General features: G+C 48.4%; 23 protein-coding genes, 1 tRNA gene and 2 pseudogenes. 18 read left to right on the forward strand and 8 right to left on the reverse strand.

The window, feature by feature from the left end; translation table 11 throughout:
• Window position 1: 1 nt before the first annotated feature.
• On the reverse strand, window positions 2-403 hold the full coding sequence (locus tag ACW73I_RS08035; protein ID WP_458028736.1) for a hypothetical protein: 402 nt from the start codon (window positions 401-403) through the stop codon (window positions 2-4).
• 93 nt (window positions 404-496) lie between these two features.
• On the opposite strand from ACW73I_RS08035, the gene ACW73I_RS08040 reads away from it, so the two are divergent.
• Window positions 497-2,293: a bacteriohemerythrin gene (locus ACW73I_RS08040; protein ID WP_458028737.1), complete on the forward strand. Its 1,797-nt coding sequence runs from the start codon at window positions 497-499 to the stop codon at window positions 2,291-2,293.
• 2 nt (window positions 2,294-2,295) lie between these two features.
• Entirely contained in the window at window positions 2,296-3,600 is a 1,305-nt protein-coding gene (locus ACW73I_RS08045; RefSeq protein ID WP_458028738.1) for an HD domain-containing phosphohydrolase, read from the forward strand.
• A gap of 73 nt (window positions 3,601-3,673) precedes the next feature.
• On the opposite strand, the gene ACW73I_RS08050 is transcribed toward ACW73I_RS08045, so the two are convergent.
• Complete coding sequence (locus ACW73I_RS08050; protein WP_458028739.1) at window positions 3,674-4,213, reverse strand: response regulator; 540 nt, start codon at window positions 4,211-4,213, stop codon at window positions 3,674-3,676.
• A 95-nt stretch (window positions 4,214-4,308) separates the two neighbouring features.
• Between ACW73I_RS08050 and ACW73I_RS08055 the strand changes: the two genes are divergently transcribed.
• From ACW73I_RS08055 to lplT, 7 genes are all read left to right on the forward strand, one after another.
• The gene (locus ACW73I_RS08055) at window positions 4,309-5,034 is read left to right on the forward strand and encodes a DUF6901 family protein (protein WP_458028740.1); all 726 of its coding nucleotides are present in this window, start codon (window positions 4,309-4,311) and stop codon (window positions 5,032-5,034) included.
• 101 nt (window positions 5,035-5,135) lie between these two features.
• Window positions 5,136-5,489, forward strand: a complete 354-nt coding sequence (locus ACW73I_RS08060) for a glycine zipper 2TM domain-containing protein (RefSeq protein WP_458028741.1) — start codon at window positions 5,136-5,138, stop codon at window positions 5,487-5,489.
• Between the two features lie 187 nt (window positions 5,490-5,676).
• Complete coding sequence (locus ACW73I_RS08065) at window positions 5,677-7,644, forward strand: IPT/TIG domain-containing protein (protein WP_458028742.1); 1,968 nt, start codon at window positions 5,677-5,679, stop codon at window positions 7,642-7,644.
• Window positions 7,645-7,733: 89 nt separating this feature from the next.
• Complete coding sequence (locus tag ACW73I_RS08070; protein WP_458028743.1) at window positions 7,734-8,876, forward strand: hypothetical protein; 1,143 nt, start codon at window positions 7,734-7,736, stop codon at window positions 8,874-8,876.
• Window positions 8,877-9,086: 210 nt separating this feature from the next.
• Complete coding sequence (locus ACW73I_RS08075) at window positions 9,087-11,240, forward strand: AMP-binding protein (protein WP_458028744.1); 2,154 nt, start codon at window positions 9,087-9,089, stop codon at window positions 11,238-11,240.
• A gap of 3 nt (window positions 11,241-11,243) precedes the next feature.
• The gene (locus tag ACW73I_RS08080) at window positions 11,244-12,035 is read left to right on the forward strand and encodes an NYN domain-containing protein (RefSeq protein ID WP_458028745.1); all 792 of its coding nucleotides are present in this window, start codon (window positions 11,244-11,246) and stop codon (window positions 12,033-12,035) included.
• A 17-nt stretch (window positions 12,036-12,052) separates the two neighbouring features.
• Window positions 12,053-13,225, forward strand: a complete 1,173-nt coding sequence (gene lplT / locus ACW73I_RS08085; protein ID WP_458028746.1) for a lysophospholipid transporter LplT — start codon at window positions 12,053-12,055, stop codon at window positions 13,223-13,225.
• On the opposite strand, the gene ACW73I_RS08090 is transcribed toward lplT, so the two are convergent.
• Window positions 13,200-13,793: a TetR/AcrR family transcriptional regulator gene (locus ACW73I_RS08090; RefSeq protein WP_458028747.1), complete on the reverse strand. Its 594-nt coding sequence runs from the start codon at window positions 13,791-13,793 to the stop codon at window positions 13,200-13,202. The two genes, lplT and ACW73I_RS08090, sit on opposite strands and share 26 nt — an antisense overlap.
• Window positions 13,794-13,864: 71 nt before the next feature.
• Here ACW73I_RS08090 and ACW73I_RS08095 point away from each other — a divergent pair, with 71 nt between their 5' ends.
• Window positions 13,865-14,362 (forward strand): NUDIX hydrolase, encoded by a 498-nt coding sequence (locus ACW73I_RS08095; RefSeq protein ID WP_458028748.1) that lies wholly within the window; start codon window positions 13,865-13,867, stop codon window positions 14,360-14,362.
• Window positions 14,363-14,410: 48 nt separating this feature from the next.
• Here the strand turns inward: ACW73I_RS08095 and ACW73I_RS08100 are convergent, their stop codons facing one another.
• Together ACW73I_RS08100 and ACW73I_RS08105 are read right to left on the reverse strand one after the other, a co-directional pair.
• Window positions 14,411-14,839 (reverse strand): Hsp20/alpha crystallin family protein, encoded by a 429-nt coding sequence (locus ACW73I_RS08100; protein WP_458028749.1) that lies wholly within the window; start codon window positions 14,837-14,839, stop codon window positions 14,411-14,413.
• Between the two features lie 139 nt (window positions 14,840-14,978).
• Window positions 14,979-15,055 (reverse strand) — tRNA-Asp (locus tag ACW73I_RS08105).
• A gap of 159 nt (window positions 15,056-15,214) precedes the next feature.
• On the opposite strand from ACW73I_RS08105, the gene ACW73I_RS08110 reads away from it, so the two are divergent.
• Window positions 15,215-15,760, forward strand: a complete 546-nt coding sequence (locus ACW73I_RS08110; protein WP_458028750.1) for a class I SAM-dependent methyltransferase — start codon at window positions 15,215-15,217, stop codon at window positions 15,758-15,760.
• 14 nt (window positions 15,761-15,774) lie between these two features.
• Here the strand turns inward: ACW73I_RS08110 and ACW73I_RS08115 are convergent, their stop codons facing one another.
• Window positions 15,775-16,287 carry an O-acetyl-ADP-ribose deacetylase gene (locus ACW73I_RS08115; protein WP_458028751.1) on the reverse strand — a complete coding sequence of 171 codons (513 nt, stop codon included), beginning with the start codon at window positions 16,285-16,287 and terminating at the stop codon, window positions 15,775-15,777.
• A 481-nt stretch (window positions 16,288-16,768) separates the two neighbouring features.
• Window positions 16,769-17,166, reverse strand: a pseudogene (locus tag ACW73I_RS08120) (IS66 family transposase zinc-finger binding domain-containing protein); the annotation flags it as partial.
• Between ACW73I_RS08120 and ACW73I_RS08125 the strand changes: the two are divergent.
• The 7 genes and pseudogenes from ACW73I_RS08125 to ACW73I_RS08155 form a co-directional block, all read left to right on the forward strand.
• A pseudogene (locus ACW73I_RS08125) lies at window positions 17,166-17,490 on the forward strand (ATP-binding protein); the annotation flags it as partial. The pseudogenes ACW73I_RS08120 and ACW73I_RS08125 sit on opposite strands and share 1 nt — an antisense overlap.
• A gap of 733 nt (window positions 17,491-18,223) precedes the next feature.
• Window positions 18,224-19,072, forward strand: a complete 849-nt coding sequence (locus ACW73I_RS08130) for a winged helix-turn-helix domain-containing protein (RefSeq protein ID WP_458028752.1) — start codon at window positions 18,224-18,226, stop codon at window positions 19,070-19,072.
• A gap of 281 nt (window positions 19,073-19,353) precedes the next feature.
• A complete protein-coding gene (locus ACW73I_RS08135) occupies window positions 19,354-20,550 on the forward strand; it encodes a hypothetical protein (protein WP_458028753.1) in 1,197 nt (398 codons plus the stop codon).
• A gap of 99 nt (window positions 20,551-20,649) precedes the next feature.
• Window positions 20,650-20,988, forward strand: a complete 339-nt coding sequence (locus ACW73I_RS08140) for a hypothetical protein (protein WP_458028754.1) — start codon at window positions 20,650-20,652, stop codon at window positions 20,986-20,988.
• A gap of 6 nt (window positions 20,989-20,994) precedes the next feature.
• Entirely contained in the window at window positions 20,995-21,690 is a 696-nt protein-coding gene (locus ACW73I_RS08145; RefSeq protein WP_458028755.1) for a C39 family peptidase, read from the forward strand.
• Between the two features lie 21 nt (window positions 21,691-21,711).
• Window positions 21,712-22,194, forward strand: coding sequence for a hypothetical protein (locus ACW73I_RS08150; RefSeq protein WP_458028756.1), 483 nt, complete (start codon window positions 21,712-21,714; stop codon window positions 22,192-22,194).
• Between the two features lie 166 nt (window positions 22,195-22,360).
• A complete protein-coding gene (locus ACW73I_RS08155; protein ID WP_458028757.1) occupies window positions 22,361-23,689 on the forward strand; it encodes a transporter in 1,329 nt (442 codons plus the stop codon).
• Between the two features lie 1,345 nt (window positions 23,690-25,034).
• On the opposite strand, the gene ACW73I_RS08160 is transcribed toward ACW73I_RS08155, so the two are convergent.
• Window positions 25,035-25,796 (reverse strand): phage integrase, encoded by a 762-nt coding sequence (locus ACW73I_RS08160; protein WP_458028759.1) that lies wholly within the window; start codon window positions 25,794-25,796, stop codon window positions 25,035-25,037.
• Window positions 25,797-25,818: the final 22 nt, after the last annotated feature.

Below are 25,818 nucleotides of genomic sequence, written 5' to 3' on the forward strand. Positions count from 1 at the left end.
GCTAAGCATTCCGAGTAAGCCATTCGGCCAGTTTATTCGGTTTTCCTCGCAAAAACTTCACGAGTTCAGCGCGAGCTTCCGCTTCCGGAATATTGCGGCTGACCAACAAGCCGTACATGTGATCGAACTCCTGCCGCTGTTTTTGGCCTTTTTCCGACTGATCGCGGCGGCAGCTGAACTCATCCATCAGCGTCGAACCGCAACGGCAGTTTCTAAATACTTCGACGATATTAGAACCGTCTTCTTCGACCGCCGACTTCAGCGAAGAGCGTCCGCACTGCATGTCTTGGGTTTCCGCCAAAAATTGCTCCGCTGTCTCGTAGACATAACCGCAGGTACGGCAGGTCTTGGGAAACGAGGATTCGAACAGTGCCGTCAAGCCGTCAAAACTTTCTTTATCCACTATTTCTTCCCCCGATATTGCAGGGTTTTATTGCACCTAAAAATAGACACTAGTAACATCATCGCATATTTCATATAAACATTGAATTCAGATATGAGCATCTTGGAGTGGAACGACCAATTGTTGGTCGGCATCGAAAGTGTCGATAACCAGCATCGCAAGCTACTAGCGTTGATCAATCGCCTGGATGAGGTGGTGGCCTTGGGCGAAGACCAACATACCATAGCCGAAACCTTGAACGAATTGGTGGAGTATACGGTTTATCATTTTCAGCATGAAGAGGAGCTGATGCGCAACGCGGACTTCAATCCCGAGATGCTGGCTCGACATCAACACGAACATCGAGGCTTCGTCGAGAAAATCGAAAACATTCGAGCCCAAGCGCAGACCAATACCGGCGTTATTTCCAAGGAACTACTGGAATTTCTGATAAATTGGCTGTATCAGCACACGTTAAAAACGGACAAGATCATGGCGATCAGCCTGAATCAGGAAATCGACGCCGGCCAAGTCGAACTGGACCGGCACGAACAATTCGATATTTTGCACAGCAATCTTTACTCGGCCCTTCGCGAAAGCGAAGACCGTTTCAAAGAACTGGCCGACAATCTGCCGGCCTTGATTTGGATTACCAACGCCAAGCATTTACCGATTTTTTGCAACCGCTTTTGGTTTAAAACCTTTGCGATTACAAACAACACCGTCGACAAGCAGCAATGGATGGACAGCCTACACGAGGACGACAGGAACAAAGTCATGCAAGCCTACCAGCAAGCGGCGGCCGAGCGCACTCGATTTCAAATCGAATATCGCTTGCGCAAACCGGGCGACCGCATCGTCTGGATACTGGAAACGGCGGTCCCGAGAATACGCAAGAACGGCGATTTTGCCGGTCTGATGGGCTGCGGCATGGACATCACCGCGCAAAAAGAAGCGGAAGCGGCGCTGCTAAGAGTCAATCAACAATTGGAGTCGCGGGTTACCGAACGCACCCGGGAACTGACCGCCGCCAACAAAATCTTGGAGGCGGAAAAAGACCAACAAACCCGTTTAAACAAACAGCTCAGGGAAGCGCAGGCCCATCTGCTGCAATCCGAAAAAATGGCGTCCATCGGCCAACTGGCCGCCGGCGTCGCGCATGAGATCAATAACCCTTTGGGTTATATCTATTCCAATCTGAACAATTTAAAACAATATATTCAGGATTTAATTCAATTAACGGAATCGGCGGAACAATTGGTTCAGCATCTGCCGGCCGGTCATCCGGCAAGCCAGGCTTACAATCAAGTCAAGAAAAGCATCGATTTGGATTTTCTGAAAACCGATTCGGTCGACCTGGTCAACGAGTCGCTGGAAGGCGCAACCCGCGCGAAGAAGATCGTGCAAGACCTGCGCGATTTTTCGCGTATCGACAAACGAGAACGGGAGATGTTCGACCTGGAAGCCGGCATCGACGCAACGCTGAATATCGTCAATAACGAGCTGAAATACAAAGCCGAAGTGATTAAGGAATACGCCGGCCTGAAACCATTCGAATGCGTAGGTGCCCAGTTAAACCAAGTGTTCATGAACTTGCTGGTCAATGCCGCCCATGCGATCGACGACTTCGGCAAAATCTGCGTTCGGACCGGCTATGAAAACGACGATTGGCTATGGGTGGAGGTACAAGATACCGGCGTGGGAATGTCTGAAGAAGTCAAAGCCAAGATATTCGATCCGTTTTTTACGACCAAGCCGGTCGGCAAGGGCACGGGCTTGGGGCTATCGTTATCGTATAACATCGTCAAAGATCATGGCGGTCGATTCGAGGTGGAATCCAAAGTCGGCGAAGGAACCAAGTTCAAAGTATATTTGCCGACCCAAGCCGCCAAAAGTGCCGAATCACAGTAAACATGAACGCAACCCCCGCCGCCCAACTGTTATTCGTCGACGACGAACCCAATGTCTTGAAAGCGCTCAAGCGCTTATTCCGTTCTGACGACTACGAAGTGCATTTAGCCGAGGGCGGCGAGGCCGGATTAGAAATACTGCGCCGCCAGCCCATCGATTTAATCATTTCCGATATGCGGATGCCTCATATTGACGGCGCCGAGTTTCTGATGCGGGTCACCAAGCAATGGCCGGACACCGTGCGAATCTTATTGACGGGCTACGCCGATCTTGAATCGACCATTTCCGCGGTCAACGACGGCAAGATTTACTGCTATTGCAGCAAACCGTGGGAAGACAACGAGCTGAAGATTCTAGTCAATAATGCACTGGAACAAAAGCGCTTGCGGGAAGACCGCCAGCGATTATATGAGATCATCAACGATCAGAACCAACAGCTTAAAGTCCTGAATGCTAGTCTCGAGGAAAAGGTAGAAAAACGCACCGAACAGCTGCGTAAATCGTTGCTCGTGATCGAACAAACCCATGACGCGTTAAAAAAGCAGTATGCCGAGTCGGTAAAGGCATTTGCCAGAATCGTCGAAATGCGGCCCGGCATCAAAAGCGGACATTCAAAATATATTGCGGAAACGGCGAAAGAAATCGCGGCCCGGTTGAAAATGGACGCCGCCGAGATCAAAGACGTGGTTTACGCCGGCTTATTGTTGCAAATCGGAAAAATGAGCCTACCCGATAGCCTGCTGCTTCAACCGCTAATGTCTATGAGCATTCAGCAAAAAAACCGTTTTCTTAACCATGCGCAAGAAGGTAAAAGCCTGTTGGCCGGAATAGAACTCCTTCGCAACGCCGCCGTGCTGATCAGCCATCAATTCGAATATTTCGACGGTTCAGGATATCCGCTGGGATTAGCAACGCACGCCATTCCGCTAGGTGCAAGAATTCTAACGCCGATTCGCGACTACATCGATTATCTCGACGGCTCTATCACCGGTAAGCTAATGACGACCGAACAGGTGAAAAAACGGCTAATATCGAAAAAAGGCGTACTCTACGATCCCGAGGTAATCGACGCATTGGTAGGCCTGCTAGCTGAATCCCAAAGCGAGGACGAACGGCCGGTCATCGAAATATCGTGGACCCAAATGCAAACGGGCATGGAGGCCGCCGAAGTGCTTTGCAACGGCATGCTGTATTTGAAGGACCAGGTGCTGACTGACAAAAATGTCGACGATATTTTAAATTTGCGCAAGAACAATAAAAACCTGATCATACGCATACGTTTGGGGCACGACCGGGCCGAAGGTTGACGCTTAGTCCCGATGCTGCGGAGCGGCCGAGTGCCCTCGCAAAACGAGCGGACAAATCGGGCAGCCCCTTACCCTACTCAATATCCTCTTCATCCAGAATAATCGACCCGTCGCTACCCCAATTCACCTTGGTAATGCCGGGCTCTTCCGCCTCCAAAGCTCTCAGGATGGCCTCTTTTTCGTCCAGCAGGCTTTGTTGGGTCCGCACTTGATCCGCTAAGGCGCGATTTTCCATTAAGACGCGGCGATGGGCCAAGCCGTTTTCGACGGCACTGAGAATTTCTATATTGCTCCAGGGCTTGTTGATGAAACGAAACACTTCGGCCTCGTTGATGGCCTGCTGGGCGCCTTCCAGATCGGCGTAACCGGTCAATATCATACGAATAGCATCCGGCTGTATGCGCTTAAACCGGATCAAAAACTCGACGCCGTTGAGGCCCGACATTCTGTAATCGGAAATCACCAGATCGAACGTTTCTCCTCGCGCGAGCAGCAAGGCTTCCTCGCCGCTATCCGCAGTAGTCAAACGATATTGCTTAAGCACACGCGACAAAGCCTTTAATACGTTAACTTCATCATCGACCAATAGAATATTTATTTCATGTTCGTTCATGTTGATAAACTAGCGCTAGACTGAATATGAATTCGACGTTTTACACCGAGGGTTGTCAGAGTTTAGAACATAATTAGAAACGAGTGGGAAAACTGATGAATAGCTCTAGACTGAATTTCTTATACAAGCTGTTGTTTCCGGATACGTCTCTGATCGAGTTTGCCATTGTCGTCGATCAATATAGCTGTAGTCTGATCCCAAACCAGAATGTAAACCCGCCGGATTGGGCAAGATTAGAATTTCACCAATGCAGCAACTGCCCGCTAACGCCCGCAACGACCCCCTTCTGTCCCGTCACCGTTAATTTGATACCGGTATTGCGCTTATGCAACAGCATCCCCTCGTATCAAAACGTCAAGTTAGAGGTCGTTACCCCCGAACGCACCATCAGCGGCGATACCACCACGCAACGCGCGTTAAGCTCGATTTCGGGTTTGATCATGGCGACCAGCTCTTGTCCGCATACCGAATATCTTAAGCCTATGGCCCGTTTCCATCTGCCGCTGGCCAGCGAAGACGAGACCATATACCGTGCAACGTCAATGTACCTCTTGGCTCAATATTTCCGGCGAAAGGACGGCTTGGCTTTCAATTTAGACCTGGACCAGTTAAAAATCCACTATGAACAGTTACAACTCGTCAATAAAGCCTTAGCCAAACGCTTGCAAGCTGCCGTCGGCAACGACTCGACTATCAATGCGGTTGTTTTACTAGACTTATTATCTAAAGCCGTAGCTTGGTCAATTGAGGATGATTTGGAAGAAATCCGGTATCTGTTCGACAGTTACGGCGTGAGATCGATGCCGAAAACGAACGAATAGCCCGGACTTTTTAATGTTTTTTTAATTTGTTGCCCATTGATTCTTAAGCAAGACTTTATAAAATCCGCGTCGGATTAATCGTACTCTTTAATGGAGATCTCATGCTTAAAACATGCATACTTGCATCGGCGGTTTTGTTATTTACGTCTACCGGATGGGCGGACGGTCATGGTCACAAGCATGGCCATCATAAACATCATCACCACGGCCATTATGTCGAGGTCGAGCGAGTGTATTATCCGGAGCGTGTGGTTCAGTATGTACCGGCGCCGACGGTAGTGCCTGTACCGGTACCCGTTCCCGGTTATCCCCGATACGATCAGCGGTCGACATCGGGCTTGCTCGGCGGCGTGATCGGCAGCGCGGCCGGATACGAATTAAGTCACGGCGATCCGTTGGGCGCAGGAATTGGCGCCGCCGCCGGCGCTTTGTTTGGTAACGGCATGGCGCGCTAAATTTCCACACAAATTTTAATGAAAAATTAAGTTGACTATAGCCCCCACCTTTCAGAGAATTAGCATCTACTAACACTCTTTATTGGGGGCTGATATGGAAGTGGCACGTCGTATCTGTGTATTTGCGTGGCTTGGTTACCTACTGCTTGGCACAAGCATTGTCCAAGCCAGTGACAGACAGAAAACCATGAGAACGGCAGCATCGGCCTATCCGGTCTTGTCGTCGCTTTCCCCGTCAACCGGACAACAAGGCCAAAAGATTACCCTACACGGGCAAAATTTTGGTAGCCGAAAAGGAAAGATTTTTTTCGGTTCTACCGAATTGGCCGAAAACGAAATTACATCATGGACCGACACCTCTGTGAACACGACAGTTCCAGAAGGCCGGAATCAAGTCGACGTGCAGTTAATGACGCGCGGTGAGCAAAAAAGCAACTCACTCAAGTTCACTTACGATTCCAATAACACAGGTTCGGACACCGAATTTCTAAGCAATTTCAAGGTACTTGCCAGCAACGATTTAGGCATGCACTGCGTCGACGACGATTTTTCGGTGTTTTCCATTTTGCCGCCTTTCAACACGATCAATGCGCAGGTCGTAGGTCAAAACGCTAACGGCTTACCGCGATTGCTGGGTGACGGCGATGTGATTTTACGTTATTCGCCAGTTGCCGATACCGCCGGTTCGATCAATTCCACTTCGATCGGCAAAACCAATTTTTGGGATCACGTTTCCGATTTGTTCGGCGCCGCGCTGACCGAAGGCCAAGGTATCAAAAACCTTTATATGCCCGCCGACGCACCGAACAAAACCAATACCACCTTTAGCTGGAACAACCATCTGGGTATGCATAGCGCGGAAGGTGTCCCGATTTTCCCCGTCGACGACCTTGGCGCTCATAATCCTTACCCTATGCTGCTAATCACTGCCTACGACGCCAACGACCCGACGCGCAAGCTGGCGGAAACCAGCGTGGTAGTTCCCGTATCGGACGAGACGACTTGCAGCAATTGCCATGCAACCGGCGGCATTGCGGCGCGTAAAGCCGATATTCCTTGGTCGAACAACGACAATCTTTCCGCTCAGTCCCGCGCCAATATATTGCTGTTACACGACAGCTATCATCCGCAAGAAAACCTAACGAGTAAGCAACCGATCCTCTGCGCCAGCTGCCATTATTCGCCCGCGTTGGATCTAGCGGGCAATGGAAAACCGACGGGGCTTCAAGAAGGCCATAAATGGATGTCGCAAGTCATGCACGACTTTCATAAGGACAAGATGACGATTCCCGGAAAAACCATCTACGACAGCCCGGCACCGGTCGGCGACACGGTCAATGTCCCGCCGGCTGCCGAACAAGCTTGTTACCAATGCCACCCGGGCGCCGATACCAAATGCCTGCGCGGCGCAATGACCGAAACCGTCACCTGCCAAAATTGCCACGGCGATATGGAGGCGGTCGGCGGATCAAATCCTCTGCTGGCATACGGTCCAATAGTTCAGACAGGGGCGATAGACAAGCAAACACGCAAAGCTTGGTCCGATGAACCCCGCTGCCAATCTTGCCACACCGGCGACGCCGTCAACCACATGACGCCGGCCGGCGCCGACTTGGCGGCCGACGGAATCCGGTTGATGCACGCCTTCGACCGAAACGACGCTTCGGCCGCGCCTTTCCTTGCCGTGAATAAACGTTTCGCCGAAAACGACGACAAGTTGTTCCGGTTCAGTAAAGGGCATGGCGGCGTTGCCTGCGAAGGATGCCACGGCAGTACCCATGCGATCTGGCCGGGCGATAGCGATCATCCGAACGACGACGTTGCCGCCGAAACCCTGCAAGGTCATGCCGGCACCATCGGCGAATGCAACGTCTGCCACGGCCCCGGCAGTTTGCCGCTTACGCTGAAAGGCCCTCACGGCATGCATAATGTCGGCGATACGCGTTGGGCATTCGATGAAGACAGGGGACACCCTGCTTTTTACAAACAGTCGCCTGCTGAATGTAAAGCCTGCCACGGCGCCGATTTGACCGGCACTGTCCTGTCGAAAGCAGCTACAGACCGGTCCTGGCAAACGGAATGGGGTACAAAAACGGTCAAAAAAGGCCGGCCGGTCGGTTGTTACACTTGTCATAACGGACCTGACGACGACTGAATATCACCAGCATCTTAAATCCCGGCCGTGGCCGCCATGACTGGGATTTATAGGCTTTAACCTTTCTCCGCCTGAAGGATGACAAAAAAATGAACCGAACATTTAAAATTAACACCTACGCCACCGCTATTTCCATAACCTTACTACCCGGCATTGCATCGGCCAGCGTAATCGGTTTTTTAGGCAACTTCGATGTCATCAACGACACCGGCTCGACCGCTTACGGCTTTGAAATCGAACTTGAAGGCGTCCGTACGAACGAAATTACCGACACGTTTGGCGGTCCCGGACGCGGTTTTCCCAGCGGCCGCGGATACGATCCCGCCAACGCCGTCGTCAGGTACGGCGCTCCCGAGATTACGTCTTACGACAACGGCGGAACGAACTTCGGCAGTATCGTGCGCTACACCGCGCTATGGGACCCCGGCAATCTGAGTTGGGATTACGGCACCCCCAGCGGCAGTTTCATCACCCCGGGCGACAACTGTTGGACCGGCGGCGGCGTCGGTTACGGCGCCGGCACGCCGTGCGACCATTTCGGCGTAGGCACCAGCGTTAATCCGACCAAAACAACGTATAGTTGGCTGCATGATGACGGTTCGAACGCCGGCCAGCTTACCAATGGCAATGGCAAGGTGGTATTACCCGCCCCGGTTTGGAATGAACAAGCCGCACCACCGCCGGCCGATCCGGCTGCGCCTCCGGCCCCGCCGGTGGTTGTCGCCCGCATAGAAAGTCCCGAACCTGAAATACCGGAAATAGATGGCGAGGCTCAATTTGGCGAGGCCATTTGGGTCAAGGTATTTACTACTGAACTGGAAAATAATGTCGAATTAGAAGATTTGATCGGCGGCAATCCCGTCATCGACCAAGCCAAGCAATACACCGAAATAGAATGGCAATTACTGCAGTACGATCCGGGCAATCCCGATTCCGCCAAATTAGAATCGGGCTATGGCGCGCCGGTAGGCAACGGTGCGGAATCGATCATACGTCGTTATGAGTTCTTTAAATTTGCCGGCGAATATGATCCTAAAACGCATGAAGCCAAACCTTTTAGCGGTAGCGACTCGCATCCCGACGCTGCGGATTTGGGTACGTATTTAGGCGCGCAAAACGCCGCCGCCAACCTGCAAATCGAGGCGCCCGCCGTCCCGCTGCCTGCCCCATTTTGGCTAATGGGAACCGGTTTAATCGCTTTTTGGCCCTATCGCCGTAAGGCTGTACGATAAATTTCGCTTCCGAGGCTGCGTCAATTAATCCGCAGCCTTTTTTCTAGATCAATCGTTTTCCGCCCACGACAAGGGCCGGCGCTGAGCTCAAAAAGCGTCGAACGATTCGGCGAAATAACTCAATAAATTGAACATTGATTAATTTGTCGTTATATTGTCTCCTGCAAATTTCGGCGCGTCTGTTAAGATGCGCCTCCAAGGAGGCATACTATGTTAAAACGATTTCTACACGGCTTATTGACGCTACTTTTCCGAGTCAAAGTCAATGGCCTGGAAAATTATCAGCAAGCCGGCAATCGGGTATTGATCATCTCGAATCACACTTCATACCTCGACCCGTTGCTGCTCGGGGTATTTTTACCGGACGACATTACCTTTGCGATCAACACGCAAATCTCGCAAATTTGGTGGCTTAAACCATTTTTACGCCTTTCCAAAGTGTTCCCGATGGACCCGACTCATCCCCTTTCGCTGAAAGCGCTGATCCATCATCTGCAAGGCGACACCAAAACCGTGATTTTCCCCGAAGGGCGTATTACGGTCACAGGTTCCATGATGAAAATCTACGACGGCACGGGCATGGTGGCCGACAAATCCGGTGCAACGCTATTGCCGATCCGCATCGATGGCGCTCAATATACCCATTTTTCAAAATTAAAAGGTATTGTGCGCCTACGCTGGTTTCCGCCGATCACCATACACATCCTGCCTCCGACCCGTATCGACACCCACGGCCAGTTTACCGGCAAGGCCCGCCGCAGACACAGCGGGCATATGTTGTACGACATCATGTCCGAAATCATGTTTTCCACCAGCCACTATAAGCAAACCTTGTTCTCGGCACTCCTGGAAGCCCGGCGGATACACGGGGGTAAGCACACGGTAGCAGAAGATATGGAACGCAAACCGGTCAGTTACGACAGGCTGATTGCCGGCAGCATAATCCTCGGCAGACTGATTAAACCGATGACTAAGGAAGGCGAAACGGTCGGTGTCCTGTTGCCCAACACCACAAAAACATTGAGCGTGATATTCGGCCTCCAACTATACGGTCGTGTACCGGCGATGCTGAATTATTCCATCGGATCGACCGGCATGGCTTCGGCCTGCAACACCGGCAAAATCAAGATCATATTGACTTCGAGAAAATTTATCGAATTGGCGCATCTGAGCGAGGACGCAAGCCGACTAGAACAATCTATAAACTTGGTTTATTTGGAGGACATGGCGGCCGCGCTAACGCCATTGGATAAATTAAAGGGTCTTGTCGGCGCCAAGACCGCCGACTATTGGTACAAAAGCCATTTCTACGATTCCGACGATGCCGCCGTCGTGTTGTTTACTTCAGGGTCGGAAGGCGCGCCGAAAGGCGTGGTGTTATCGCATGCCAACGTGCTGGCCAACCACCAACAGGTCAAGTCACGCATCGACTTTAACGCGACCGACATCGTGCTGAACTTTCTGCCGATGTTCCATTCTTTCGGATTTACCGTAGGCACCATGTTGCCGATCATGAACGGCATGACCACGTTCTTGTATCCTTCACCCTTGCATTATGCAATTATTCCGGAAATGGCCTACGAGGTCGGCGCCACGATCATGTTCGGCACCAACACCTTCCTGGCCGCCTATGCAAAAAAGGCGCATCCTTACGATTTTTATAGTCTGCGCTACGTGGTGGCGGGTGCCGAAAAACTCCAAGAAAGCACCCGGCAAATGTGGTTCGACAAATTCGGCATCCGTGTTTTGGAAGGCTATGGCGCCACTGAAACCTCTCCGGTTGCTTCGGTCAACACCGCGATGGATTACAAAGCCGGTACGGTCGGACGTCTGATGCCGGACATGCTTTACAAACTGGAAGCCGTTCCCGGTATACAACACGGTGGTAAACTGCACGTTGCCGGCCCCAATATCATGAAAGGCTATCTATTGCCGGATAACCCCGGCGTACTGGTACCGCCCTGCTCTTTATACGGCGAGGGCTGGTACGACACCGGCGACATTGTCGATGTCGATGAAGACGGTTTCATCAAGATTCAAGGCCGCAGCAAGCGTTTCGCCAAGATCAGCGGCGAAATGGTTTCGTTGACCGCGGTAGAACAATTAGCCGGCGCGGCCTGGCCTGACGCGCAGCATGCCGCGATCAGTTTACCGGAGGCCAAAAAAGGCGAACAAGTGATCCTCCTGACGACCCGCCGAGGCGCCACGGCCAAGGGTTTGGCCGAAGCTTCGCCCGGGGTGGCAACCATTAGTCTCCCGAAAAAAGTGTTTGTGGTGGAAAAGCTACCGGTGCTGCCCACCGGTAAAACCGATTACATGGCCTCCACTCAATTGGCCGATTCCTTACTGCTTAACGAGAGCTAGCGAATGTTCCAAGCAGAAAAGAAATTAGCCGTACTGATAGACGCCGAGAATACTCAACTGACATCGTTAAAGCTAATCATCACCGAATTGTCAAAATATGGTTACATCGTTGTAAAACGGGCCTACGGCGATTGGGCTGCTTTATCATTAAAAAATTGGAAAGACACCTTAAACGAATTGGCCATACAACCCATTCAACAATTTTCCTATACTCAAGGAAAGAACTCTTCCGATGCTGCGATGATTATCGATGCAATGGATCTGTTATATTCAAATAATTTCAATGCCTTCGCGCTGATCTCAAGCGACAGCGATTTCACTAAATTAGCCACGCGGCTCAAAGAATCACAAATTCGTGTTTACGGCGTCGGCGAGCGAAAAACCCCTATCGCTTTTCGCAACGCTTGCGATGACTTTATTTATATCGATGTCCTTACATCGTTGGATAATGACGACGACGAAGAATCGGATGAAACACCGATTTTCGGCAACAACCTTGAAATCGAAAAAAGTCAATGGACCAGGCGGCAACTGTGTATGGATACGAAACTGATTAAAACGCTTAGAAATGCGGCGAATGAATGCTCTGACGAAAATGGATGGGCATGGCTAGGCTTGGCCGGCAGTTTGATTAAACGGCAATTTCCGGATTTTGACTCCAGAAATTATGGCTACGCCAAGCTTTCCACATTGATTGAAACGACCAATCTTTTCGAAATTAAGCTTGAAAAAATCAAAAGTAGCGGAAATCAGTTACATGTGTTCTACCGCGATAAAAGGCAACCAAAAATTTGAAAACATAAGCTAAGTTCATGAGTAAATACATCTATCCTCTTCTAGTCGCCCAATTCCTATCAGCTTTTGCCGATAACGCCATACTTTTCACCGTCATCGCGATGGTAATGCAAACCGAACATGCGCCCAGTTGGTATGTACCGGCTCTGCAAAGCGTATTTTTGGTGGCCTACGTACTGCTTGCTCCGTGGGTTGGCAGTCTTGCAGACAATCACGCAAAATCACGCGTGTTAATCGTCGCCAATTTAATCAAAGCAGCGGGCACGGCTTTGTTGCTTTTGAATGTCGAGCCGCTAATCGCGTATTGTATCGTCGGAGCCGGTGCAGCCTTATATAGTCCGGCCAAATACGGCATCTTACCCGAGCTCGCCGGCCACGAAGGATTGGTCAAAGCCAACAGTTGGATCGAAGGTTCGACGATATTAGCCATACTGAGCGGCATGATGGTCGGCGCCAAAGTGGCGGATTACTCTATCAATCTGGCACTCGCTGGAACCGTCGCTATGTATCTTATTTCTGCAGCCGCCACGCTGTTCTTACCGGTCATGGTCAGCCGCTCCGCTATCGGCGGCTCTAAAATCAGTTTGTTCTGGCGTGAAATCCGCAGCTTTTTGTCTATGCCTCGCTCACGGTTTGCCGTGTTGGGCGCGTCGCTTTTTTGGGCCGCGGCCGCCTGCGTACGTGTAATCCTGATTGCCTGGGCTCCTTTAGTATTGATGTCGCATAATGCCAGCGACATTGCCGATCTGACCTTATTTTTGGCGCTAGGTATCATCGCCGGAGCATCCTTGGTACCGCATTTGATTCCTCTGGAACATTTGCGTAGAGCCCGGATTCCCGCCTATTTGATGGCGCTATTCATTATGGGTTTAAGCTTGACCGATGCAGTCTGGCCGGCGCGTATCATGCTGTTATTGATGGGCACGGCGGGCGGTATGTTCATCGTACCCATCAATGCCGCGCTACAAGAACTGGGACAACAAAGTATCGGCAGCGGCGGAGCTGTGGCCATGCAAAACTTCTTTCAAAATGTCGCGATGTTAGTTTCGGTAGGAAGTTATACGCTGGCGGCTTCGTTACAGGTAAGCCCGATTGCCGCCTTACTCGGATTAGGCGTCTTATTACTGCTCGCCACATTTTTAGTGGTATTGAGATTACCCGAGACTACGCCCGGGTACAACCCCGAATAAAATTTTGCACCAGTAATCTGACGGTAGCACGCGCATTATCGGTACCGACTTTGCCTAAACTACCGTTCAAAGCCAATACGCAGACGCCGTGAACGCCGCTCCAGAGCGCTTGAGTAGCTAAACTGACTTGCGGCTTGGATTGTTCGGGGCATAATTGTTGAAAAAGCCGTTCAACGATGGAAAACATATCCTCAACTTTTTGCAGATACCAATCCGGCGCGGGCACATCGTTAATCGGCTCAAAAATCATACGCCATCGATTTAAATTTTTGTAGGCAAACGTCAAATAGATATCGGCTAAGGCCAGGATATGCTCTTCGATAGAGTCGAATTCCCGCCTTTCGGACAACTCGTCAGCTAACTCATCCAGCGTTCTACCTTTAACATGAATGATCAAATCATCCATGTTCTTAAAAACCATGTATATGCTGCCTACCGTATATCCGATCTCCATCGCGACTTTCCGTACGGTCAAAGCGTTGAAACCATGTTCCACAACAATGGTTTCCGCCGCACCGAGTACCATTTCCCTAATTTCTTCTAACGTGTGTTCACTTCTTCTGGCCATATTTTGCTCTACCAGGCACAATTAAAAACTATTACCATACACGACCTTTCAATCGGAATCGATAGTTTGCTATGAACAATGAATTGCTCGCAGTGGTCGATGAATACGACAACGTTGTCGATTACCGCCCGCGCTGTGAAATACATGCGCTCGGTTTGCGGCACCGCGCGGTTCATGTATTAGTGTTTAACGGCGAACGGCAATTACTATTACAAAAGCGCTCGATGACTAAGGACTTGAATAAAGGCCTATGGGACACTTCCGCGGCCGGCCATGTCGACCGGGGCGAAGACTATTGTAGCTGCGCGCCGAGAGAATTACGCGAAGAACTGAGCATCGACACCCCGCTGACGCCCTTATTCAAACTGGAGCCAACACCTGCTTCGGGCATGGAGTTTATACAAGTATATTGCTGCCGGCACGACGGCCCTTTTCATCACGCCGTTGATGAAATAGACGAGCTACGCTGGCTGGAACAGAACGAAATCGACGCGCGCGTAGCCGAAAATGACGCAACGCTAACCGAAACTTTTAAAACGATTTGGCGCCGTTATCGGGAAACGGCGTAGATTGAAGTGGGCGGAAAAATTCCGCCCACCCGATAGACCCATCAAAACTTATTCTATCGTCATACGTTGACCGGCCTGTTTTTGTTTTTTCAACAGGTTCAGGGTCAATATGCCATTCTCATAACGGGCCTTGCTGGCGCTTTCGTCGATATCCGCCGATAACTGGAAACTGCGTGATACTTCGCCGTAATAGCGTTCGCTACGCAACACTTTATCGTCTTTGGTTTCTCGGTCGACTTGGCTAATTTCAGCGCGAATACGAATCACATTCCCGTCGATGTCTACATGGATATTTTCCCTATTCGCACCCGGTATTTCCGCTTCAACGACGAACTCGTTGGGATTTTCTTTTACGTCAACTTTAATTTGCGAAGGTAACGGTTCGCCGTGTAAAGGCTTGATAAAATAGCCGGGGTTGATGTCGCGAAAAAAATCATCAAACAGGCTGTGACTTCCGAATGGGGTTAAGCTGCTCATATTGAATCTCCTCTGCGTTAGATCGAAAATGTTTTTCTTTGCAAGGAAATTATGGTGACAGTATCGGGAATTTCAAGCCTGAAAAACACTTAAACCGATATTCGAAATATAGAGAAAGAACATTCGGATGAATGCATAGTGGCGGAGCGGACGGGGCTCGAACCCGCGACCCCCGGCGTGACAGGCCGGTATTCTAACCAACTGAACTACCGCTCCGCAATTAGAACCGCGCATTCTACAGTAAAATTAAGTCGCGTCAATAGCCATCTAAAATTTATGTCAGCTACGGCCTGCCCCCTTTGTTTCAGCACATCCATCTTCTTATTCCATAGCGACAAGCGGCGCGATTATTACCGATGCGGCAAATGCCATTTAGTGTTCGTACCAGCTCAGCAGCATCTGAGCCTGGCCCGGGAAAAAGCCATCTACGACCGGCATGAAAATCGGCCCGACGATCCGGGTTATAGGCAATTTTTATCGCGCCTGGCGATACCGTTGCAAGCCAAACTACCGCCTTGTTCGGTCGGCCTGGACTTCGGCTGCGGCCCCGGACCGACGCTGGCTCAAATGCTGGCCGAACAGGGCCATCGGGTCGAAGTGTTCGATCCGTTTTATGCCTATCGTCCTATGCTATTGCAAAGCCGTTACGGCTTTGTGACCTGCACCGAGGTGGCCGAGCACTTCCGGCAGCCGGCCAAAGAATTCGAGATTCTATTTTCGTTGCTGAAACCGCATGGAATATTAGCCCTGATGACCAAACTGGTCATTGATGCAGCAGCATTCAGCCGTTGGCACTACAAAAACGATATGACCCATATTAGTTTTTATTCCGCTTCAACTCTGCAATGGCTGGCTGACCATTATCAATGCCATCTCGACATTATCGGCAAAGACGTGATCTTTTTCAGCCGGCAAGCTTGATTTAAGGATATAAGCTAATCGGATAATACGCTTGAATATAATTCGGCATCGTCCTGCGAAAAGCAGCAAAACATCACCGCGATATCGCCGTCGTACTGTCGCAAAACCTGATTGACCGTGGCGACCGCAATCTGCGCCGCTTGCTGTTTCGGAAAACCATACACGCCGGTACTGATGCAGGGAAAGGCAATCGATCGAATATCGTTCCTGATTGCCAATTGCATGCAATTTCGATAGCAAGACGCCAGCAATTCGGCTTCATTTTGCACCCCCCCGCGCCAAATAGGTCCAACCGTATGAATCACATATTTGGCCGGAAGACGGTAAGCACCGGTCAGCTTGGCGTCGCCTGTCTCGCACCCGCCCAACGATCGGCACTCTTCCAGCAATTGCGGCCCGGCTCCGCGATGGATTGCACCGTCGACACCACCTCCGCCCAACAACGAATTATTCGCGGCATTAACGATCGCATCCACATTTAAACGGGTAATGTCGCCTTGTATCACCTCAATTGTACGGTTCACCATAAAGCCCTCTTGTTATTTCTAATCGATCCGACCTCTTAAGTCGAATACACATACAGTCATTTTTATGTAAGCGCTCGACCGCTCCACCTCGTCAGATATTGTAGGTTATGATTTAATCCAGATCACCGGTAGCAGTTTGTCGTCCTTTAGGGTTGAGCAGCTACAGGTCGTTTGGTCAGTGCACTTGTAAGTCCTGACCGGAGGGTCTTCCTCCGTCCAATTTGGAGCATAGAGTTCTCATGCTGCTGTCTTAAACGCTAGTTCACGAGTCCTCCTTCGTGTCACACACAACCAGTTCTTTTTCCCAAGCAATGGGGCGAATGCTGTTCCCGACGGGATTGTTGTCGATGGGCAGATCGCCGGTTTCGGCGCAACGCATCAACGCAATCCAGCCCTTCAGCTCGGTTAATGCGGGCAGGCTCTTTTCCGCCTGCAGGCGTCGGCGCTCTTCGCTGCGCATGTCACGGCCCTCGGCTCGTTTGTATTCGGACGGGGTGGAACTGGACAAAATCACGCCATCCCTCGCCGCGATTTGTTCTAAACGATAAAGCGGCAGATGGTCGAGGAATTTGCCGATCATCAGCCAGGTCGGCAAACCGACAGCCGGCCATGCCGCCATCAATGACCGCCGGCGGAATACCCACAGAGCGCAAGTCGGTGTCGCCGTGATGGTTTCGCAATGCCGGCGGGCATATTGCGGGCGGATATGGCGATGCCGGAAAAACTTGGCCGGCTCGACATCCAGTTGTTCACTAATGTCTTCGACGATCTTGACCCCTTACCGCATTGGCCGCAGGTGCAGGATTCCGGTTCGCGGCGGTGTTCCGTGCACGGCAGATGAGGCGACAAAGGCGATGCCGCATAACGTGGTATTGGCGGCCGGCAACCAAGGCAAATTGACCTATCGCTTGATGCAAGCCGATTTGGTCGTTCCGGATGAACTGGGCTACCTGCCGTTTTCCAAAGACGGCGGTGTCTTGCTGTTTCACCTGCTACTGAAACTGTCGGCAACTGCTCCTGTGTTGCCCTACCTCCTGCATCCATGCCGTCGTACGAGCGAACCCGTGCAGTCATCACCATCAATTTGACCTTTGCCGAATGGTTCAGTGTGTTCAGTGACGCCAAAATGACCACTCGTTACTGGATTGACTGACGCATCATTGCTACATCCTTGAAACAGACAATGAATCCTACCGCTTTCGGCAAAGCTCTGAAGAAGCCAAACATAGCGAAAAAAACAGCCGAAGACATTTTGCACGAGGAGAATCCGTTCTAAAAATCCGGCTTGAAAACGGATGGCATACTACCCGGGCCTATTCGTTTCCTTTACACTTATCCACAGCCGGCGAGTCCAAAAACCGGCTCCGTCTCCTGGTCAGATTTCAACCGGTACGGTGGGTCAATTTTCGCCCGGCGCCAACGGGCTTGCAAACAAACCCGATCAAAATCAAAACACTGCAACCCTTCCGGGCGGCTCTAAGACCAGAATATTGGCTCTACACCGTTGGATATAACCGTATTTCTGCGCCGCCAAAGTAGAAAAGTTCTATCGTTACTTTTTTGATAAGACTACGCATGCTCCGAGACTACTCAGCAAACCTGTGAAATTGGCCAAGCTGTAAGCTGCTGCTTACGTACTTTTCCGAATATGAATGAGCGTGGGTGTATAGATAATACAAAGTCGGCCTTGGCGGCATGCCAGTAACGTGGTTTTGCTTGAGGAGTTGGTCTGATCCCTACCACTGCTCAAACGGTGTGGCTACTTAGAACTGGATCAAACAGTTTATTAAGAACAGGGAAGCGGCATAAACCGCATTATTTTAACAAATTCATACACAGCTTAAATTTTAATTTTTTAGGCTTGTAAAATAGATTAAAAGTACGAAAAACTGATTATAGCGGCATCTAGTTATTTTATAAACAAATCATCAAAAAAATGAACAAAATAAATAGTATTGCGATTATCAGCAACGAAGAATATATAATTGGCTTATTGAAGGCCTACTGTTTTTATAATGACATTAGAATCGTTTCAACACATACAAATATGTCTGGATTTGTGGAATTGCAGAGAAATACACCGGATATGGTTTTCTTTTCGATGGATTTACTTGAAAGTGTTAGCAAATCGATAAGCGGCCCATTTTTCAATATCAAAAGATTAAACGGCGACGTTGTATTTATAGGTTTGAATAAAACTAGTAACGGCGATTTTTGCACAAAACCCGAATGGGTGCACGAGATGCTCCAATATCCATTAGACGTTGCTCACATCGATAATCTAATAAAACGCCACTTTTCAGTTCTCCCCCCCCGTGTTGAAGAGCGGCGTCATCGCGAAAGGCGTAATGGAGAGCGGCGCTCGTTCAATGAAAGACGCGGACATAAATTGTTCGGTTCCACTAATCGTAACCCTTCCCTTCAATTTCAAGCTTATAAGACCGACGAAAGTGTTTATGAACAAGATTTAAATATCGATCATAACAATCGCTGCGTTTATTTGACCGGGCATAAAATCGATCTTACCCCCAAAGAATACGAGTTGATCGAACTCCTATCGTCAGACTTAAACCGTATTTATACTGCCGACGAAATATTAAGCCGCATTTGGCCTGAAAATGACCGAGCCACGAAATCGGATCTTTACCAATATATGCATTTACTCAGAAAAAAGATCGAAAAGGATCCGAATGATCCAAAATGGATTATTACGATAAAAGGGTTTGGATATAAGCTAAACACGCACAAATGTGATATTGCGGACTGCGATCACGTTTATCAATAATTAGACTTTGTCAATAGTCGAACAAACGCCTGTCAGCGGCGATCGGTTTAATTCTGCTTTTCTTACGATAGATATTACAAGCTTGTAAATAAAATAATTACGTTTCTCAATTTTTTAATCTATTTTTGAGCTTTTTTTTATGGAAAATTGAGGCCCAGATAACAAATACTAGAGCCGTGGCTGCGGTTGTTTGGTTATGTTAAACAATCATGTGCTCCACTTCCATTGAGTCCATTGAGACAATGGAATCTTAAAATTTAACTTAGTTTGGAGACACGACAATGAAACAGTTCAAGCAAAAAGTATTAACAACCGGCATTCTTTTGGCTTTAGGTGCGTTTTCCAGTGCATGGGCGAACCCTACTAACACTGCAAACGAAGTGACAGATAGCCAAACCGCCAGTGTCGATGCTACGAGTACCGGTAAAGGCAATGCATCAGCTAGTGAAGGCGGTACGGCAACCGGTGGCGCGGTAACCACTACCGAGACGAAAAATTACACAAAAAACGTTACCGACACCGATACTAAAACCATCACCAAAACTGACAATAGCGACAGTGGCAATACAAAAACCATTACCAAAGACGCCAACAACACTGACACTAAAACCATCAGCAAAACCGACAGCAGCTTCAGCGGAAATACGCTGACCAAAGACGCCAACAACACCGACACCAAAACAATCACTAAAACTGATAGTAGCTATAGTGGCAATACTTTGACCAAAGACGCCAACAACACGGATACCAAAACCATTACTAAAACCGATAGCAGTGTGAATGCCAAGGGCAAAGTTGACGCCGACGATCGCGGCGCTGCAGTCAACGGTAGCGGAACTGCTAGCACAACTGATTCTAGCGACAGCGGCAATACCAAAACCGTTGCCAAAGACAGCTATAACAGCGATAGCAGCGCGAATAATAAAAGTATGGCTAAGGCTTCCGATCAAGCAGCATCAGTCGGTCGTGATGGAACCTCCACTTCAAATAACACTAACACCAAAACGATCACCAAAGACAGCAATAACAGCGATAGCAGCACGAATAACAAAAGCATGGCTAAAGCTTCCGATCAAGCTGCAGCAATTGGTCGCGACGGAACGGCTACTTCAACCAATAACCATTCAATGGCCAAAGGTGACGGTTCCGCTTCATCTAACACCGGAGCGGCCACTTCAACATATACCGAGACCATCACAAAATTGGAATCTTACGGCGATGCATCTCCTGTCATCAACTCTGAGGGTGGCGCACCTCAGGTTAACAATTCCTATTTGGCCGGAAGTGTAACCGGAGCCGGCATGGGTGAATATATCCCTACGGAACTTGCAGCACTGCCGACTAACAATACCATCGATAACTCGTTCAACAACTTCGCCGGTTTGAATCAGTCAATTCAAAACTCAGGTGCCGGTGCGTTGACGCAACAACAAGTGTCTTTCCAAGGCAATGTTAATGTCGGTCAACCTACTCCGTAAGCCCTTAATTTAAATCAATTAAGGTTTGCCGGCGAACAAAACGTTCGCCGGCTTCTTCTTAATTAACAAAAAAGGGAGCTGAGTATGAGAAGATCAATAATGGCTGCATGGCTTATATTCGCGACCTCAATATCTTCTAATTCCACTGTTAAAGCCGACAATGCAAATCAGTATTTTCTCGAACAGGCAAACTCGGTCACGCTGGAAGAGTTGGATAACGAGAGAGCTAGAGGCGCTTTAGCTCCGATAGTCTTAAGTAAATCTACGGCAATAGCAATTTTGGAAGGCAATTCCGCAACGAGTAATGTCAGCGGTTTTAATTCTATAGACAATGGGTCGTTTGCAGGAGCGAGCGGGATGTTTTCGATAATACAAAACAGTGGCAACAATGTGATTATTCAAGATTCGACTGTTTATAATGTGACATTTATTCCTTGATATTTTATGAAAATATCTGCATTTGTTTATTGTATTTTATTATTTTTCGTCGCTGTTATAGCCCGCGCAGATTCTTTTAATTTAAACGGTATAGCAGGCGGCGGAAATTTTAATATTTCAGTAACCAGTTTTGCGGAAAGACGCTTTAAAACAGTTTATAAACAACAATTCGATTTTAGCTGTGGTTCAGCGGCGTTGGCCAGTTTGTTGACGTTTCATTACAACGATAAGGTTGACGAGCAGACTGTTTTTGTCGATATGTACGAAAACGGAGACCAGAAAAAAATACAAAAAGAGGGATTCTCATTACTTGATATGAAAATGTATCTAGGTCGACATGGCTATATTGCCAATGGATACAAGATCGACCTAAATGATTTGGTAAAAATCAATGCGCCGGCGATCACGATCATTAATAACAACGGCTATTTGCATTTTGTCATTGTCAAAGGAATCAGCGAACATGAGGTTTTGGTCGGGGATCCGGCGGTAGGTGTAAAAAGAATGCCGAGAACGGATTTCGAGCTTATGCGGGAAAATCGTATTTTCTTTTTAATCAACGATAAACAGTTGGTAGTTGATAATCACTTTCAAGATCCAAACGAATGGGCTCTACATCCGAAAGCGCCTCTGGAGGATGTGGTGAACAGGGAAAGTTTAGCAACGTTCAATTTATTGCAACCAGGATATTGGGATTTTTAGCAAGCGCGAGAGGATAATACTATGAGTGATTATAAATCCCGTATAACCTTATCGTTTCATATTCGATTTGCGTTAATCAATTTACTCTGTATTTACAGCATATCAAATTCAGTGCTCGCAGTAGAAGAACTTAGAGGCAATGATTATTTGGCTCATTTTAAACCTGTTTCGGATGAAGTACTCAGCGAGATGCGCGGCGGTTTTGAGTTGCCCAATGGTATGAATTTATACATCAGCATTGCGAGATCGGTAAACATCAATGGCGTAGAGACGCTTTCGTCTAATTTTCAGTTACCGGATAATTTTCAATTAGTGCAAAACGGACTGGATAATCATGTTCAAAATGTTAATTTGCCTGTGCTCAGCGACGTTATTCAAAACAGCCTTGATAATCAATTAATACAAAGTGTGAGAATAGTGAACGTAGAACTTAGTAACTTGCGTAGTTTGACAAACAATCACGGGAGCGTGTTAATTAATCATGTAGTCAGTCCTAATCTATAGTTTTTCATTGGACAGTTATTGGCACTTATTGCTAACTGCAAATAAGGTAGTCTAAATCGCGCCGTGTAACTTATAAAAACCGGGCGATAAGAAAAGGGCATATTTGATGCGATACAAGAATAAGAATAATTTTAGATTAATACCTTATGATGCGCCGCTTTTAGTCATGAGCTTGCTTTTTGTCAGTGTGCCCGAGGTTAGCGCAGAGCCGCAGACAACGACGGATTTGATCGAAGAATACAAGAAACTCGTTGCCGAGCAAAAAAAAGAGTTCGAAAATCAGCGGCAAATTATTGCCGAACAAAACAAGGTTATTGAACAGATGAAAACGCGGCTGGACGCTTTGACCGGGCAATCGCCACAGACGGCAACTCAGCAACAATCGCCCCCAGCCGTAGCTCAGCAATCTCGCCCTGCTGAAACTCAACAATCCCCTCAAACTGCAAAGGCCCAGCCTGCAAAGCCCGCCAATGTCCCGGCAGTTGCTCAAGCTCAACATCAGGCGGATCAATTACCGGCTAAACCGGTCGGCCAAGCACCCGCGGATTATTCGGAAAAGCCTAAGCCCCCTGAAATCCCACGGCTCAGCTCGTCGGTGGGAGGCGTATTGACGCCGAAAGGCCGATTGGTGTTTGAACCATCCCTACAATATGTTTATAGCGATAATTACCGGGTTTTTCTGGATGCCTATACCTTTCTTCCTGCTTTGGCGGTTGGTTTGATCGATATCCGCCAGGTTAAACGTAATACCTTGATAGGTACCTTGGCGGCGCGTTATGGTATTACCGATCGTTGGGAAGTCGAATTTCGCGCGCCTTTTGTATATCGCACCGACGACCAGCGAGCCCGTCCGGTAGATCTCAGTCCCAGCTATGCCGACGAAACTTTTACCTCGAGTGGAATCGGTATCGGAGACTTGCAGTTTGATGTCCGCTATCAATTAAACAGCGGCGAAGGCGGCTGGCCAATTCTGATTGGCGTTTTAGTAGCGACAATGCCGACCGGTAAAAGCCCGCTGGATATCGATTACCATGAAACAACCATACAGAATGTTCCTTATCTCACCTTTCCCACCGAACAGCCGACTGGGGTTGGCTATTTTAGTTTTCAACCCAGTATCACCGCTTTGTATCCTACCGACCCCGCGGTTTTGTATGGGAATATCGGTTACATTTACAACCTAGAGAGAGACGGCGGAATATTTGGAGGTACATTCGATCCAGGCGACGGTGTTAACCTGAGTTTTGGAATGGGTTTCGCGATCAATGAAAAAACTTCGTTTAGCATCGGTTATTCGCATAAACATTTGTTCAATTCGGCTGCCAATGGCCAGACCATCAATGGGAGTGAATTAGATATCGGTGAATTTATCGTCGGCTATTCCTTCAGATATTCGCCAAAAACAACCTATAATTTGACGCTAGGGATCGGTACCACTAGTGACTCTCCAAACGTCAATCTGATGTTGAGAGTACCTATGGGCTTTGACATTTAACGATTATCGTTTGGCCTGAAAAGAATCCTGATACTTGAGCAACTCAAATTGCGCAGCTTTCGTCACATCACACCTCGATAACGCCATCGGCACCGCACGTGCGGTGACGGCTTCCGCCGGTATCTTCAGCAGGTTTTTGGGTTGACTAAATAGTCGTCCCTGAAAAGCCACAAATTCAACGCTAACGCATTGAAATACAATAAATAATCAAAGAAAAAGACGGACAATAATTGCAAGAGATGGGTGCAATGGATATTAATTTCTTGCAAATTTTTATTCAAAATGAAGCCAAACTCTCAAGAAAACAGCGGACAAATTGACCCGTTCAACATACCACTGGTGATGTGGCTAGAAATTCCGCAAAATCGGAAGCGTTATAAAAATTACAGTGTGATTGCAATAAGCCTGGACGGGCGGCGCTGAGCTTCCTTTCATTCGTATCCGCACCGGACGCGTAGTAGCCGGTACAGTCGCTGTTCTTTCTGCACATGGTTTCAATTGGCCAGACTTAACCGCTTCATAAAGAAAAATCTTCACCTGAGAGCGGCGTTTAACATCCAAGGCGTCTTCGTTCGGTTCGTACCAGAACCAGTAACTATTAATTTGATCGAGCGTCAGCTCATCAGTCGGGGATAGTGCCACCAGTCAAGGACACAATTTTAGTTGCATACCCCTGCATTTCGACGCACTTCTATGCACAATAAAAAACCCGCTAAGCCTTACGGCTTGCGGGTTTTCGTACTTCTTTGCATGTTATTGCATTAATTCATGGTAGAGGGTCGGAATCGAAAATATATATAAGATACTGTTTTATATACTAATAAATAGTTATTGATTAAATTGTATCACTAACCGTGTCACTCAACTTAATTGTAACTGTGTCCTGATCCCTATATTTGTTGCCAGTTTGGAATAGCAAAAACTGCAGAAATTTGAATTCTGTTATTTTTTTAGTATTTGATTTATAAGCTATTTTTATTATCCGCCGTTTTACCGGCCATTCGAATGGCAAATCCAAAGTATTTGTAAATAATTGAAATAAATGGTTTTTTAATAAAAACACATCAAGTCTCTGAGTCAAAAGTCAGGCGCGTTTCTTCAATCTCCGCCAATTTTTGACAAACACTGAAATTCTTGCTTAAAGACACAACCATTCTAAGTCCACCAATATCACCAGTTTTTCAGTAATTTTCGGGAATTTTTAGGCGAAATTTCATTGTTCCCGCTCAACGCAAGTGCAATCTCCAATTTCAAAGCAAAAATTTTATGCAAAAACCGCGCGGGCGAGGAGGAGTGATTTTGGGCCCGGCTACTGTGTTATTGCTGCACCGCGGCGATATTCGTATCAGGCCGCCTTGGCCAGCGGGTTCAACAGGACCGCGTTCTTCAAATGATCCGGCGCCAGGTGGGCATAGCGCATGGTCATGCCGATATCGGCGTGTCCCAATATCTTTTGTAGTGACAGGATGTTGCCGCCGTTCATCACGAAGTGACTGGCGAATGAATGCCGCAAGATATGGGTCTTTTGTCCTTTTGGAAAGTCGATACCGGTATGTTTTGCTGCCCGCCGAAATGAGCCGATACAGTTGGTGAATATTCGATCATCCGGATTCAGATAGCCGGCGTATTGATCGAGGGCATGGAAAAACGCCGGATCCAGCGGTACCGTTCTGGTTTTTTTCGACTTGGTGAACTCGAAGGTAATCCGTCCGTCGCGCAACTGCTTGCGTTTCAACTTCTCGGCTTCGCTCCACCGGGCACCGGTCCGTAAACAGATTTGCGTCACCCACCAAGTATTCAAGTTTTGGGCATGCAGCTTAATAACTTCAAGCAACTCATCAATCTGGGCCCGGCTCAAATAACTCAGCTGGCGTTCCTGGACCTTGATGAAATCAATATCGCAAATAGGCGAATGGTAGGTAATCACCTTCAGGCGTTTCAACTTGTTGAACACCGCCGCCAAATAGCCGTGTAGATTATTGAAGGTTTTGAAGCAGACCACGTCACCCTCAAAGGTCTTTTGGTACCGGTATTTCAAAAACTGCTCGGCGGTTAACAGGCTGTTGATTTTATCGCCCCCGCAATCCGCATTGATTCGCTGAGCCAGCCGCTAGATTAACTTATAAAGC

The organism is Methylomonas sp. MgM2 (assembly GCF_054172045.1).